A 14,118-nucleotide genomic window follows, 5' to 3' on the forward strand; every position below is an offset into this window, starting at 1 on the left:
CGCGGTTTTCAGGCCACGCACGGCACCGGATGTGGGACACGACCGGTGCCCTGGCGGGCGGATGAAGGGATGCGTGAAAGCTGCGTTTCCTAGCCTACCGGCCGCCGTCCACGGAGCGCGCCCCGCGGCCACGGCAGTGTTGCCAGGATGATGGCTGCCAGGGTCAGGATGGTGCCCAGGACGGTGGGAAGGGCCACCACGCTGCCCGGGGCCGGCACGAAGACGTCCAGGGCCAGCGAACCCATCAGCTGCCCCGCAATCATGCCCAGGCCGGTGACCAGGACGCCGAGGGTCCGGACCAGGAGGGCACCCAGGCCGATGAACACACAGCCCATGGGACCGCCCAGGTAGTACCACCACTCCGCCGGCAGCGGGTTTCCGGTGCCAGCCACCACCACTTTGATGCCCAGCACCGTCCAAAGGACCAGGCAGCCGGCGATGAAGTTGACCAGGGTGGCGGCAATCGGGGTGCCGTAGTGAACGGTTGCGGTGCCGTTCATCGCCTGCTGGAAACTCATCAGGAAGCCCGCCGCCACGGGCAGCAGGAGGGGCAACAGCAGGGCGGCAGCCCCGCCGTCGGATTCCGCACCGGAGCCGGATGTGGCGAATCGCGGGGACACGGCCCAGGCGACAGCGGCGATGGTGAGGATGCAGCCGACAATGCGGATGCCGGTGACGGATTTCTTGCCCGCGGGGCCCAGGCCCAGCCGGTCCACCAGCAGGCCGCTGACCGTCTGGCCCGTGACGGTGGCCACCGTAAAGAGCGCCACGCCCAGGATGCCGACAGTGAATGTCTGGGCAAACACGAACAGTGCGCCGATTCCGCCGGCCAGGACATAGGCGGGCGGGAAAGCCCTGCTGCGGACGGCGGGAATGATCCGGGCAAGGCCGGCCCGGCCACGCGGCAGCAGCAGCGAGATGAGGATCATGACCAGCAGTCCTGTGCTGAAGCTCACCACCGCGGCGCTGATGCCGTCGTCCAGCCGGGCACCCAGGGCGCCGTTAATCCGGCCCTGGACGGGAATGGCAAGGCCTGCGCCCACCGCCAGCGGCAGGCCTGCAAGCACGGGCAGACGGGAGGTGGAGGTCATTGGATCCACCTTACGTCAGGCATTATTGCTCTATGAGCATCCCCGTTGACGACGTCCCCATCCGCGACAGCATGATCCGGCTGGGCCAGCTGCTGAAGCTTGCCAACCTCGTGGAGGACGGCGTGGAAGCGGCTGAGCTGATCAAGAACGGGCTGGTGAAGGTCAACGGCGAGATCGACGACCGCCGCGGCCGGCAGCTACACAACGGCGACACCGTCACCGTGAACGGCCAGACCGTGCGGGTGGTCGCGCCGGAGGCCTGACCACCCCCGGCACCCCGCCTGCTGCACCTTCCCCGCTGCGCCCTGCCTGCTGCCCCCTGCGGCAACCGGGCTTGGCGCCCGGGCCGCCGCCCGTCGTCGTTCGCCCTATTTCTTCAGGACCTCGTGGGTGAGGAATTCGCCAACGTGGCCGATCTCCTGCTGGTTGATGCCGTGCCACATTCCCGTGTAGAGCACCTTGGTGAGCTTGACGTGCTTGCGCACCCAGCCCATGGTGAAGTCGATCTTGTCCTCCGTGATCACCGGATCCTGCTGGTCCCTGCCCCAGAACATGGGCACGGTGCCGTCCAGTTCGGCGTCCTTGAAGGTGGGGTCGTCGCCGGCGTCCACCACGAATCCTGAAAGTCCGACGACGGCTGCGAAGTCCGCGGGCCGCTGCCGCAGGAGGGTGGTGGCCATGGCCATGCCCATGGAGAAGCCGAGCAGGGAGACGGAGGGGTGCCCTTCCTTGATGGTGTCGATCCAGTCCAGGACGTACGCCGAGGCCTTCTTGACCCGTTCCAGCGAATAGTCGATCGAGGCCGTCAGCGGGAACCAGGTAAAGCCCGGGCCCATGGCGATCGGGGCACGGACGGAGGCGACGGCGAACCCTCCGGGCAGGAGGTCCGCGAGGCTGAGCAGGTCCTGCTCGTTGGCGCCGTACCCGTGCAGGAGCACCAGCAGGGGTTTACCGTCCCGCTCGCCTTCAGGGTGCGACCACAGGACGACGGGGGCAGGAAATACTTCGGCTTCAGTCATGGTTTCCATTCTTACAGTTACCCGAAAGTAACAACCTACGTTCGCGTAGGCAGCGAGGCGGAAGGCAGGATAGGACCCGTGACTGACGCAAGCCCCCTCCAAAGCCCCATCACGGACACCGGATCCCACCCCTGGACCCGGTACGTGGCCATGGGCGACTCCTTCACCGAGGGCATCGGCGACCCCGAACCCTCAAGCCCCGGCGGCTACCGCGGCTGGGCGGACCGCGTGGCCGAAGAGCTGGGCCGTACGCTGCCCGACTTCGCCTACGCCAACCTTGCCGTCCGCGGCCGGTTGCTCCAGCAGATCGTCGACCAGCAGCTCGCTCCCGCCCTGGAGCTCAAGCCCGACCTGGTGACGCTGTCCGCAGGCGGCAACGACCTGATCCGCCCCGGCGGAGACCCCGACGCCCTGGCCGAAAAGCTGGACTCCGTAGTGCAGATCCTGTCCATGGGCGGAGCCACGGTGGTGCTGTTCAACGGGCCGGACACCGGCTCTTCGGTGCTGGGCAGGATCCGCAGCAAGGTGGCCATCTACAACGAGAACCTGCGGACCGTCGCAGCGCGGCACGACGCCGTGATTGCGGACATGTGGTCCCTCCGGCAGCTCAGCGACCCCCAGATGTGGGACCAGGACCGCCTCCACTTCTCTCCGCTGGGCCACCACACCATCGCAGCCATGGTGCTTGAGTCCCTGAACGTGGATCATGGCCTGGAACCTCTCCTGCCCAAGGACCTGCCCCCTCGCACCTGGCGCCAGGCACGCAGCGGTGACCTCGTGTGGGCGCGCGAATATTTCGTGCCGTGGGTGCTGCGCCGCCTGCGCAACCAGTCGTCCGGCGACGGCGTCACTGCCAAGCGTCCGACGCCTGGCCCCGCCTTTGGGCCGGGCGTTCCCCTGGGTTCGGGGGAAGGTCCGCTGGGAACCGCCGACGCAGCGCGGCGCTGAGCTGTTCTGTTCTGCTCTGCTCTGCTCTGCTCTGCGGCAGCTTGCTGGTGGCCGCCGGAACGGCATGCGGTCCGTGACCGTTAAGCTGGAAAGACCCACTCGAGAGGCGCAGCACCGTGAGTAACCTGTTTTTCTGGATCATCATCCTGTCATTCGTGATCCCGATGGCCATGCGCATGTACCGGAAATCGGTGGCCAAGCGGAACCATGACCAGAGCTTTTCCGGTCGGTACCCCGAGCAGTTCCCAGGCGCCGGCCAGTATCCCGGCAGCCAGGACCCGGGCGGCCAGTTCCCCGGTTCGGCCGGGCCGCAGAGCAGGCAGCCGCGTGATGGCTACACCCAGCAGGACTACTACTCGGGCGGGTTCCGTCAGATTGGGCAGCAGGCGCCGAACGTTCCGCAGCCCGGACCCTACCAGTACGGCCAGCCGCCGGTTCCCGGCCAGGCCGGGCAGCCCTTTGGACAGCCGCCGTACGGGGAGCAGCAGTTCAACCAGCCTCCCTACAGCCAGCCACAGCCCGGCCAGCAGCAGCCCGGGTACTCCGCGCCGGAACAGCCGGCAGCGCCCGCCACTCCCCCGCCGCCGTCGGCTCCGCAGGGATTCCGGGCGCGGAAGCTCGCGGAACTGGACCAGAAGTACAGCGACGGCGAAATGTCCATGGAGGACTACATGGCCCGCCGCAGCGAAATCATGAACGGCTAGCCTGGGCCGCAGAAGCCCTTTGAGCGTCCCCCGGGCGTCATCAAGTCCCCCGGACCCATCAATCAGGGGCCTGTCCGCACAACCCGGTCCTTGAGGGTTCGGATCTGCGGACAAGCCTCTGATTCATGTGCAAGCCGTGCTGCTAGGCCAGGAAGTCCGACCGGAGCTGGGCGCCCAGCTGGCCGATTTCGGTCAGGAAGCCGTCGTGGCCGATGGGCGCCTGGATGAGGTGGACGCCAACGTCGCCGGGCAGGGCGTGGGCCAGCTCGTGCGACTGGGACGGGAAGTAGAGCCGGTCCGATTCCACGGCCGCCACGAAGAACCGGGCGCTGGTCCGGGCGAGGGTATCGGCCAGGCTTCCCCGGCCACGGCAGACGTCGTGGCTCATGAGCGCCTCGGTGAGGGCGATGTAGCTGTTCGCGTCGAAGCGCCGGACGAGCTTGTTGCCCTGGTGGTCCAGGTAGCTCTCCACCTGGTACCGGCCCCTGCCGGCAAGGACCCCGCCCTGCAGCGGCGACTCCGAAGCCTGGGCTTCACGGCCGAAGCGGTGCTCCAGCTCGGCCGCGGACCGGTACGTTATGTGGGCAATGCGGCGGGCGAGCGCCAGGCCGTCCTCGGGGCAGGGACCGCCGTAGTAGTCGCCGTCGTTGAAGTTCGGGTCCTGGCGGATGGCCAGGGTCTGGGCCTGGGCGAACGCGATCTGTTCGGCCGTGCTGGCGGCTCCCACTGCGATGACGGCGCAGCGCTTTACCCGTTCGGGGAACGTGACGGCCCATTCCAGGGCCCGGGCGCCTCCCATGGAACCGCCCAGCACCGCGTACCAGCTGCCGATGCCCAGCTGGTCCGCCAGGCGTGCTTCAGCTTCCGTGCTGTCCCGGAGCGTCACCAGGGGGAACCTGGAGCCCCAGGGCTTTCCGTCGGGGCCGGGCGAGGACGGCCCGGTGGAGCCGTAACAGCCGCCGACGATGTTGATGGAGACCACGAAGAAGCGGTCCGTATCGACGGGTGCGCCGGGCCCGGCCAGGTGCTCCCACCAGCCTTCCTCATCAGTGTCCCCGCGGGTCACGTGCGTGCTGCCGGTCAGGGCGTGCTCCACCAGGATGGCGTTGCTGCCATCCGCGTTCAGCGTCCCCCACGTTTCGTACGCCAGGGTGACGTCCGGCAGGTATCCGCCACCTTCGAGTTGCAGCCCGCCAATGGAGGCATAGCGGACAATTCCGTGTTCGGGTGCGGTTGTACGGGCGACGGTAACCGTCATGGCAAGACCTCTTCTACGCGCTTGCCCGCCGTCGTTTACCGGCAGGCCAGGTCTTCACCCGGGGCACCCCGCCGCGGAAGGAGGGTTGCCGGCCAGCAAGCCGGGGCTGTCACTGGCACTCATGACCTGGTTCGAGTGTACGAAACACCCCCCGCTGATGGCCAAGCATGTGACTGGTTGTGACTTGCCGGCCCGCGATGCTTTTCCCGGACGGCAGCCCCGCGGAGGGGAGGCCGGCCGCCTGGCCGGCCTCCCGCCGTCGTACGTCTTCGGCCTAGCCGAGCGCGCCCTTGGCGGCCCGGAAGCCCGCTTCAAGGTCTGCCAGGATGTCATCGATGTGTTCGATGCCCACGGACAGCCGCACCAGGCCGGGCGTCACGCCCGCTATTGCCTGCTGTTCCGGGGTCAGCTGGCTGTGGGTGGTGGAGGCCGGGTGGATCACCAGGGAACGGACATCGCCGATGTTGGCGACGTGGGAGTGCAGTTCAAGGGCGTCGACGAACCTCTGCCCCGCTTCGGCTCCCCCGGCAAGGTTGAAGGCGACGACGGCGCCCGTCCCCTTCGGCCCGTACTTGCGGCCGCGCCCGTACCACGGGCTGGACGGCAGGCCTGCATAGGCGACGGATTCGACGTCGTCCCGTCCTTCCAGCCAGCGGGCGACTTCGGTGGCATTGGCCACGTGGCGTTCCACGCGCAGGCTCAGCGTTTCCAGGCCCTGGGCGATCAGGAAGGCGTTGAACGGCGAGACCGCCGAGCCGAGGTCCCGCAGGAGCTGGACGCGCGCCTTGAGGATGTAGGACAGGTTTGCACCGAGGATCCCGTTTTCCCCGAGGTCCCTGCCGTAGACCAGGCCGTTGTAGGTGGGATCCGGGGTGTTGAAGCCCGGGAACCGTTCGGGGTCCTTGCTGAAGTCGAACTTGCCCGAGTCGACGATGACGCCGGCGATTGCCGCTCCGTGCCCGCCGAGGTACTTCGTGGCCGAGTGGACCACGATGTCGGCCCCCCATTCCAGGGGACGGATCAGGTAGGGCGTGGAGAGGGTGTTGTCCACAATGAGGGGCACGCCGGCCTGGTGTGCCACCGCGGAGATGCCTTCGATGTCCAGGACGTCCTGGCGCGGGTTGGAGACCACCTCGCCGAAGAACAGCTTGGTGTTGGGCTGCACGGCGTCCCGCCACTGGTCCAGGTTGTCCGGGTCCGCCACGAACGTCACGGTGATGCCGAACTTCTTCAGCGTGTGGGCGAACAGGTTGTAGGTTCCGCCGTACAGGCTGGGGCTGGCCACGATGTGGTCGCCCGCCTCGGCGACGTTCAGGATGGCGAAGGTCTCCGCGGCCTGGCCGGAGCTGAGCAGCAGGGCGCCGAGTCCCCCTTCGAGGCTGGCGATCCGCTGCTCCACGGCCTCCTGGGTGGGGTTGCCGATGCGGGTGTAGATGGGGGCCAGTTCCGCCAGGGCGAACCGGTTGGCCGCGCTTTCGGCGCTGGGGAACACAAACGAGGTGGTCTGGTAGATAGGCAGTGCCCGGGCGCCGGTGGCGCCGTCGGGCTCCTGGCCGGCATGGATCTGGCGGGTTTCGAAGGACCATCCGTTGGACATTCAAGGCTCCTTTGACGTGGGCCCGGCATGCTGTGAGCACCACGGGCCGCGCTTGCCGCCCGGCCGTTGCCGGACAACCAGGTCCTCACCCGGGGCACCCCACCGCGGATGGAGGGTTGCCGGCCAGCGAGCCGGGGCTTGGCGCTGGCACTCATGACCTGCGCCCAGTGTAGGAACACCTTGGCGGCGGCGGACAGGATTGTGACGAACATGGTCTCCGCGACCGCCTGCAGGACGGAAAACTGACACCCAAGAAAATGAAAATTTCGAGTAAGGCAAGCCTAAGCTGAGAGCCCGATCACAAAGTGCCAAGATGTTGGCATGCGCATGGATCACGTCTCTTACGCCTGTGAACACGATGGCCTCGCGGCCACGACCGAACGAATTGCATCTGCCCTCGGCGTTGAGGCAGTGAAAGGCGGGGTACATCCCCGGTTCGGGACCCGGAATATGATCATCCCGCTCGCGGGCCACAAGTACCTCGAAGTGGTGGAGGTCCTGGACCACCCCGCGTCGGACAAGGCCCCCTTCGGACAGGCCGTACGGGCCCGTTCAGCAGCGGGCGGCGGCTGGATGGGCTGGTGCGTCGAAGTGGACGACCTCGCCCCGTTCGAAGAGCGCCTCGGGCGCTCGGCCGTCAACGGCAACCGCAAGTTCCCGGACGGCCGGGAACTGGTGTGGAAGCAGATCGGCATCCTCGGGCTCATCGCCGATCCCCAGGTTCCGTACATGCTCAAGTGGGAGGGCGACCCCTCACTGCACCCGTCCAACGCCTATGACAGCAGCCTCAAGATGAGCTGCCTGACCATCGCCGGTTCCGCTTCGCGGGTCACCGAATGGCTGGGCGAGCCGGTGGAGAAGCCGCTGGAGGACGTGGCTGTCGAATGGGTGGCCCCGCACGGCACCCCCGGCATCCTGTCCGTCACCTTCGAAACCGCCAATGGAGCAGTCACCCTCTGACCCTCCACCTGTGGTCCGGTTTCACACCGGACCACAGACGCGGGCGCCTGCCCGCGCCAGCTTCGGCCGCCATGGGGTGGTGACAACGGCGTCACCACCCCATGGCGGCCGAATCCATTTCCCGGCCTGCCGGCCTGCCTGGCCTATCCCAGGCCGACGGCCTTTCCGAAGAGGCTGAAGCCCACGAACGCCACGATGTCCAGCAGCGCGTGCGCGATGACCAGCGGCATCACGCGTTTGGTCCGGGTGTAGATCCAGGCAAAGACAATGCCCATCACCACGTTCCCGATGAAGGGACCGAAGCCCTGGTACAGGTGGTAGCTGCCGCGCAGCACCGAACTGACGGCAATCGACAGCGGCACGCTCCACCCGAACCTGCCGAAGCGGTCCAGGAGGTAGCCCACCACGATGACTTCCTCCACGATGCCGTGCCGGATGGCGGAGAGGATCAGCACCGGCACGGTCCACCAGTAGGCGTCCAGGGCGCTGGGGATGATGGCGGTGGTGATCCCCAGGGCACGGCCCGCAGCGTAAAGGCCCAACGACGGGATGCCGATGAGTGCGGCCAGCCCCACCCCCTGCAGCAGGTCCTTGCCCGGACGGGCGAAAGTGAAGCCCAGTCTCGTGAAAGCTGACCCAGACTGCGGTCCGAGGTCCCCGGAGGACGCCTGCCGGGAGCCCGTGAGGAAGTACAGCACCAGCAGGACCGGGACGAGGGCGAAGATGATGTCCAGGAGCTGATAGGTCAGGTCGAAGTATTCGCGGGTGCTCTGGGACCGGTTGAGCGTCGAGGTTCCCTCGGCCAGCGGCGCCCGGGTCATCTTGTCCAGGAGCTGCACTACCGAGTACACGGCGGACTGCCCCAGGGACAGGCCCAGGACAATCCAGACTTCGAACGCCAGGCGGCGGCGGGAGGGAACCAGCATGTACCCATCTTGCCCGCAGTTTCTGGGCCGGGGCTGATGGCCCCGCCGTGTCAGGGCACGGGGGCGACGATGACCTCGGTGCCCTTGGCCTCAAAGGCGGCCTTGTCCCGCGGCGAGATGCCGGCGTCCGTGATCAGCCGTGTGAAGTCATAACCGTCCATGGTGGCGAAAGCACGCACCCCCACCTTGGAGGAATCGGCAATGACATAGGACACCCGTGCCCGGCTGGCCAGGAGTGCGTTGACCGATGCCTCACCCTCCCCCGTGTTGGTGGGACCCACCTCGGGGTCGATGCCATTCACGCCGATGAAGGCGATGTCCAGGACCACCTTTTGCATGATGATGTCCGTATACGGGCCTACCAGCTCGTAGGACCGCGGGTTGAGGATGCCCCCGGTCACCATCACCTTGATGTTGGGCCGCACCGCCAGTTGCCCGGCAATGTTGATGGCATTGGTAACAACCGTCAGCGTTGACTGGTTGGAGGGGGCATTCAGGTCCTCACGGGTGGCCAGGATCTGGGCCAGTGCCGTGCTGGTGGTCCCGCCGCACAGGCCGATGACGGCACCGGGCCGTATCAGGGCGGACGCCGCCCGGGCGATCTGCTCCTTCGCCTCGGCATGGTCGTCCCGGTTGTAGCGGCCGGGCAAATCGTAGGCGAGGGCGCCGGTGGTGGCACCGCCGCGGGTGCGGGTCAGCAGCCGCCGCTTGGCCAGGCTGTCCAGGTCCCGGCGCGCTGTGGCGGGCGAAACCCCGAGGGTGTTAACAATCTCGTCCACTTCCACCTGGCCGGCCCTGGCAAGCAAGTCGAGGATGGCGGTCAGGCGGTCAGTGCGGGTCATGCGGGCCTCTCAGTACAACGGCCACCACTCCGGATGACGTTTCATGATCATAACAGACCTCAAACAATCATCTAACGTCAAAATGTGGAGGGCGGGTCCGCTGTTTACCGTTCCCGGACACCGGCCCGCCACACAGCGTACGTTAACGGCATGCCCGGGCGGTAGGCGAGATGGGTGGCGGACGGTGCGTTCAGCAGGTGCAGGTCGGCCCGGTGTCCGACGGCGATGGAACCGACGGCACGTTGGCCGTCGGCATCGGTGCCGCGTTCCTTGTGCAGCGCCAGCGCGCCGCCATAAGTGGCCGCACGGACCGCCTCGTGCACGCTGAGCCGCATCTGCAGTACGGCCGTGGCCACGCAGTACGCCATCGAACTGGTGTAGGAAGTACCCGGATTGCAGTTGGAGGCGAGGGCCACCTGGATGCCCGCATCCAGGAGGGCACGGGCCGGGGCCAGCGGCTGGCGGGTGGACAGGTCGCACGCCGGCAGGCAGGTGGCCACAGTCCCGCGCACCCCCGACCCGGACGCCGGGTCCCAGCCGGACCAGGTTCCGGCCAGGGCGTCAATGTCGGCGCCCGCGAGGTAGTTGACGTGGTCCACGCTGGCGGCTGCCATGTCCACTGCCAGCCGGACGCCCGGACCCTCGCCCAGCTGGTTGCCGTGCACCCGCAGCCCCAGCCCGGCATCCCTGCAGGCCTGCAGGACGCGGCGGGACTGGTCCTCGGTGAAGGCGCCCTTCTCGCAGAAGACGTCCGCCCACTGCACATACGGCCTGACCGCCGAGAGCATCGGCCCGCACACCAGGTCTGTATAGGCGTCAGCGTCCTTGCCGGCGGGAACCAGGTGGGCACCAAGGTACGTGGCCTGGTCCGCGGCGGTGGAGGCAATCCGGGCGCTGCGCGCTTCCTGCTCCACATCGAGGCCGTAGCCGGTCTTTGTCTCCAGGTACGTGGTGCCCTGCGAAACGGCCTCGGCCACCCTGCCCAGGGCCAGCCGCGTGAGATCGAAGTCGGGGGTGGCCCGGGTAGCGTCCACTGTCACCGCGATCCCGCCGGCCGAGTACGATTCCCCGGCCATCCGCGCCTCGAATTCCGCTGTCCGGTCACCCGCGAACAACAGGTGCGTGTGGGAGTCCACCCACCCGGGCAGCAGCGCGCGCCGCCCCGCGTCGACGGCGTCGTCAGCAGCGGGAGCGTTGGCCGCCGGCCCGATCCAGGCGACGCGTTCGCCCTCAATCACCACCGCCGCATCCTTCAGGACCCGGTGCTCCAGGTCCTGGGTCATCAACTCGGCGATATTGGTGATCAGGATGCTCATGCTTTTATTCTTCAGCGCCGGATGGACCAGCGCGTGGCCGCCAGCGCCTGCGCTGTCCGGGATTCCGGACTCGGGCCTGCCGGGATGCCCTGCATACTGCCCAGGATCTGCCTCGCGGCCAGTTCGGCAATGGCGGCCGACGTCTGGAAGCCGTAGCCGCCCTGCCCCGCCAGCCAGTAGAAGCCAGGCGCCTCCGCGTCGAATCCTGCTACGGGAACGCCGTCGGCCGCCTCGGTACGCAGCCCTGTCCAAGCCTTGCGGACGCCCGAGATACCCAGGGTGGTCAGCTCATTAAGCCGGTCCACCAGCCGCTCCACGTCCCCTGGCCGTGGCCGGGCGTCCTCAGGTCCGCTGGGCACGTGTTCGGACGGGGAGATGAGCACGCCGTCGCCTTCGCGCCGGAAGTAGAAGGAATTGTCCGCTGCCGCCACCATGGGGCTGCCCTCCGGGAGGGGGTGTTCGACGGCGGCAATCGCCGCGGTGCGCCGGTACGGCTGGAGGCCTAGCTTCTCCACGCCGCTGATAACGGCGAGTTCGTCGGCCCAGGCTCCCGCCGCGTTCACCAGCACCCCGGCTTCGAACCCCTCGGCACCGGCACCCACCTGCCAGCCCGAGCCGAGGTGCTGGGCGGAATGCACCCTTGCTCCGGTGATGATGTCCGCGCCGGCCTCTACGGCCCGCCTGCGGTGATCCTCCAGCAGCAGCGGCGCATTGCTGCCAAAGGATCCTTTGTCCAGCCCCGCCGCGGCAAAGGATTCGGGGACCAGCGCCGGGCACAGCTGCAGCGCTTCGGCGTGGGAGATGGGCTGCATGGAGCCGCTGGCCTCCGCCGTCACCTCTTCCTCAGTGCCGATGAGCAGGAAGCTGCGCGGGGTCAGGACGGGCTCGGGGAGTTCGGCATCGCGGGCGGCCATCAGCTCCAGGGTCCGGGCGGTCAGCTCCTGCACCACTGGCGGACCATAGCTGGGGATGAGCTGGCGGGCGGAGCGGGAGGACGTGTGGTACGCCAGTTCCTGCTCCGCCTCCACCAGGGCCACGGTACAGTTCCCTGCCAGCGCCGAAGCGAGGGACAGGCCCGCAATGCCGCCGCCGACGATCAGGACATCGTAATGAGCTGCCATGCCATCATCCTTGCAGAGATCTCGCCGTCCGGCGCCCGGAAGAAGCAGGCGCCCTCAGGCGGCTGTCTCCGCACGGCTGGCGACGAACGCACCGACGCACGTTTCGACGTCGTCCGCCGAATGTGCGGCCGAGAGCTGAACCCTGATCCGCGCGGCGCCGCGCGGCACCACCGGGAAGCTGAAGGCGGTGACGAAGACGCCGTGGTGCAGCATCCGGTCGGCCACCTTGGCGGCCACGACGGCGTCGCCGAACATGACCGGGACAATGGCGTGCTCGCCCGGCAGGAGGTCGAAGCCTTCCTCGGTCATCCGGCGGCGGAAGAGCGCTGCGTTCTCGAAGAGCCGGCTCCGGAGGTCCGCCGAGTTTTCCACCAGGTCCAGTGCCTTGATGGTGGCGGCGACGATGGCCGGTGCAAGGGAGTTGGAGAACAGGTAGGGGCGGGCCTTCTGCCGGAGCATGGCCACGATTTCGGAACGGCCGGAAACGTAGCCGCCGGACGCGCCGCCCAACGCCTTGCCGAACGTACCGGTGTAGATGTCCACCCGGTGGGAGACGCCGGCGTGCTCAGGGGTTCCGGCGCCGGTGCCGCCCATGAAGCCCACGGCATGGGAATCGTCCACCATCACCAGCGCGCCGTACTTTTCGGCGAGGTCGCAGATGGCTTCCAGCGGGGCGAGGAAGCCGTCCATGGAGAACACGCCGTCGGTGACGATGATGCGGCGGCGGGCGTCGGAGGCCTCCTGCAGCCGCGCCTCAAGTTCGGCCATGTCCTGGTTGGCGTACCGGTAGCGGCGCGCCTTGCAGAGGCGGATGCCGTCGATGATGGATGCGTGGTTCAGGGCGTCGGAGATGATGGCGTCCTCGGGGCCGAAGAGGGACTCGAACACCCCGCCGTTGGCGTCGAAGCAGCTGGAGAACAGGATGGTGTCCTCGGTGCCCAGAAACCGCGAGACCCGGGATTCGAGCTCGAGGTGCAGGTCCTGGGTGCCGCAGATGAAGCGCACGCTTGCCATGCCGAAGCCGCGTTCATCCATGGCCTGCTTGGCGGCGCCGATGATGTCCGGGTGGTCCGCCAGGCCGAGGTAGTTGTTGGCGCAGAAGTTCAGGACGTCGGCGCCGGGGGCGCCGATCCTGCCTGCGGTGATGTGGCTGGACTGGGGCGAGCTGATGCTGCGCTCGTTCTTGAAGAGCCCGGCGGTGCGGATGTCTTCCAGTTCGTCGCGGAGCTGGTCCTTGATGGAGGTGTACATGGGGTTCCTTAGAGTCGGGTCCAGTCGAGGACAACTTTGCCGCCGCTGCCGCTGCGGGCAATCTCGAAGCCCTTTTCCCAGTCTGTGGCAGGGAGGGTGTCCGTGACCACGGCGGAGATGCCGGCGTGCAGGGCGGGGTTGGAGGAGAGCATGGCGCTCATGGCATACCAGGTCTCGTACATCTCCCGGCCGTAGATGCCCTTGAGCGTGAGCATGTGGGTGACCACCTTGCCCCAGTCGATGGTGATGTCCTGGCTGGGCAGGCCCAGCATGGCGATCCGGCCGCCGTGGTTCATGTTGTCGATCATTTCGGGCAGGGCCGAAGGGTGGCCGGACATTTCCATTCCGATGTCGAACCCCTCGCGCATTCCCAGTTGGCGCTGGGCGTCCCGGACGCGGGTGGCGGAGACGTCGATGGTGAGGTCCGCACCCAGCTTGGCGGCAAGTTCCAGGCGGGGCCCGGAGACATCGGTGATGGCAATCTTGCGGGCTCCGGCGTGGCGGGCGACGGCGATGGCCATCAGGCCGATGGGCCCGGCACCGGTGATGAGGACGTCCTCGCCCACCAGCGGAAAGCTCAACGCGGTGTGCACGGCGTTGCCGAAGGGGTCGAAGATGGCGCCAAGTTCCGGGGTGACCGAGGGATCGTGGTGGACCCAGACGTTGGTTTCGGGAAGGACGACGTACTCAGCGAAGGCACCGTCCCGCTGCACGCCGACGCTCACGGTGTGGATGCACATCTGGCGGCGGCCGGCCCGGCAGTTCCGGCAGATGCCGCAGACGATGTGCCCCTCGCCGGAGACCCTGTCCCCCACCCTGACGTCGCGGACGTCAGCGCCCACCTCCACCACTTCACCGTAGAACTCGTGCCCGGCGATAAGCGGGGCTTCAATCATGCCCTGTGCCCAGGCGTCCCAGGACTGGATGTGGAGATCGGTCCCGCAGATCCCTGTGGTCATCACCCGGATCTTCACATCGGCCGGGCCGGCTTCGGGTTCCGGGCGGTCAACCAGTTCGAAGCCGGCCTGCGGACCCGCCTTGTACAGAGCCTTCATCGGCTTCCTCGCTTCTTCGTCACGTGCTCG

At 67.7% G+C, this 14,118-nt stretch carries 14 protein-coding genes and 2 riboswitches; of the genes, 4 read left to right on the forward strand and 10 right to left on the reverse strand.

The features are described from left to right. Window positions 1-89: 89 nt before the first annotated feature. Window positions 90-1,091 (reverse strand): DMT family transporter, encoded by a 1,002-nt coding sequence (locus OVA06_RS11600; RefSeq protein WP_268158403.1) that lies wholly within the window; start codon window positions 1,089-1,091, stop codon window positions 90-92. A 32-nt stretch (window positions 1,092-1,123) separates the two neighbouring features. Between OVA06_RS11600 and OVA06_RS11605 the strand changes: the two genes are divergently transcribed. After that, window positions 1,124-1,354 carry an RNA-binding S4 domain-containing protein gene (locus OVA06_RS11605; protein WP_045730958.1) on the forward strand — a complete coding sequence of 77 codons (231 nt, stop codon included), beginning with the start codon at window positions 1,124-1,126 and terminating at the stop codon, window positions 1,352-1,354. Between the two features lie 105 nt (window positions 1,355-1,459). On the opposite strand, the gene OVA06_RS11610 is transcribed toward OVA06_RS11605, so the two are convergent. Next, window positions 1,460-2,110, reverse strand: a complete 651-nt coding sequence (locus OVA06_RS11610) for an alpha/beta hydrolase (protein WP_268158405.1) — start codon at window positions 2,108-2,110, stop codon at window positions 1,460-1,462. 78 nt (window positions 2,111-2,188) lie between these two features. Here OVA06_RS11610 and OVA06_RS11615 point away from each other — a divergent pair, with 78 nt between their 5' ends. Both OVA06_RS11615 and OVA06_RS11620 read left to right on the forward strand, forming a co-directional pair. Beyond that, the gene (locus OVA06_RS11615; RefSeq protein ID WP_056083553.1) at window positions 2,189-3,058 is read left to right on the forward strand and encodes an SGNH/GDSL hydrolase family protein; all 870 of its coding nucleotides are present in this window, start codon (window positions 2,189-2,191) and stop codon (window positions 3,056-3,058) included. Between the two features lie 116 nt (window positions 3,059-3,174). Beyond that, complete coding sequence (locus OVA06_RS11620) at window positions 3,175-3,762, forward strand: hypothetical protein (protein ID WP_268158408.1); 588 nt, start codon at window positions 3,175-3,177, stop codon at window positions 3,760-3,762. A 142-nt stretch (window positions 3,763-3,904) separates the two neighbouring features. On the opposite strand, the gene metX is transcribed toward OVA06_RS11620, so the two are convergent. Together metX and OVA06_RS11630 are read right to left on the reverse strand one after the other, a co-directional pair. Further along, on the reverse strand, window positions 3,905-5,020 hold the full coding sequence (metX, locus tag OVA06_RS11625) for a homoserine O-acetyltransferase MetX (protein WP_056083563.1): 1,116 nt from the start codon (window positions 5,018-5,020) through the stop codon (window positions 3,905-3,907). Between the two features lie 12 nt (window positions 5,021-5,032). After that, window positions 5,033-5,147, reverse strand: a riboswitch (SAM riboswitch). A gap of 147 nt (window positions 5,148-5,294) precedes the next feature. Next, on the reverse strand, window positions 5,295-6,617 hold the full coding sequence (locus tag OVA06_RS11630; protein WP_261619593.1) for a bifunctional o-acetylhomoserine/o-acetylserine sulfhydrylase: 1,323 nt from the start codon (window positions 6,615-6,617) through the stop codon (window positions 5,295-5,297). 43 nt (window positions 6,618-6,660) lie between these two features. After that, window positions 6,661-6,776: riboswitch (SAM riboswitch) on the reverse strand. Window positions 6,777-6,938: 162 nt separating this feature from the next. Between OVA06_RS11630 and OVA06_RS11635 the strand changes: the two genes are divergently transcribed. Continuing rightward, entirely contained in the window at window positions 6,939-7,577 is a 639-nt protein-coding gene (locus OVA06_RS11635; protein WP_015936572.1) for a VOC family protein, read from the forward strand. 143 nt (window positions 7,578-7,720) lie between these two features. Here OVA06_RS11635 and OVA06_RS11640 read toward each other — a convergent pair whose 3' ends face one another. The 6 genes from OVA06_RS11640 to tdh form a co-directional block, all read right to left on the reverse strand. After that, a complete protein-coding gene (locus OVA06_RS11640) occupies window positions 7,721-8,503 on the reverse strand; it encodes a CPBP family intramembrane glutamic endopeptidase (protein WP_268158410.1) in 783 nt (260 codons plus the stop codon). 50 nt (window positions 8,504-8,553) lie between these two features. Then, complete coding sequence (locus tag OVA06_RS11645) at window positions 8,554-9,345, reverse strand: DeoR/GlpR family DNA-binding transcription regulator (RefSeq protein WP_056083574.1); 792 nt, start codon at window positions 9,343-9,345, stop codon at window positions 8,554-8,556. Between the two features lie 104 nt (window positions 9,346-9,449). Continuing rightward, a complete protein-coding gene (locus tag OVA06_RS11650) occupies window positions 9,450-10,661 on the reverse strand; it encodes an amidohydrolase family protein (protein WP_268158412.1) in 1,212 nt (403 codons plus the stop codon). A gap of 11 nt (window positions 10,662-10,672) precedes the next feature. Then, window positions 10,673-11,782, reverse strand: coding sequence for an NAD(P)/FAD-dependent oxidoreductase (locus OVA06_RS11655; protein ID WP_268158413.1), 1,110 nt, complete (start codon window positions 11,780-11,782; stop codon window positions 10,673-10,675). A 54-nt stretch (window positions 11,783-11,836) separates the two neighbouring features. Continuing rightward, entirely contained in the window at window positions 11,837-13,033 is a 1,197-nt protein-coding gene (locus OVA06_RS11660) for a glycine C-acetyltransferase (RefSeq protein ID WP_268158416.1), read from the reverse strand. Window positions 13,034-13,041: 8 nt separating this feature from the next. Further along, complete coding sequence (tdh, locus tag OVA06_RS11665) at window positions 13,042-14,088, reverse strand: L-threonine 3-dehydrogenase (RefSeq protein WP_268158418.1); 1,047 nt, start codon at window positions 14,086-14,088, stop codon at window positions 13,042-13,044. Between the last annotated feature and the right edge of the window lie 30 nt (window positions 14,089-14,118).

This window comes from Pseudarthrobacter sp. SL88 (genome assembly GCF_026672455.1).
GTDB lineage: Bacteria > Actinomycetota > Actinomycetes > Actinomycetales > Micrococcaceae > Arthrobacter.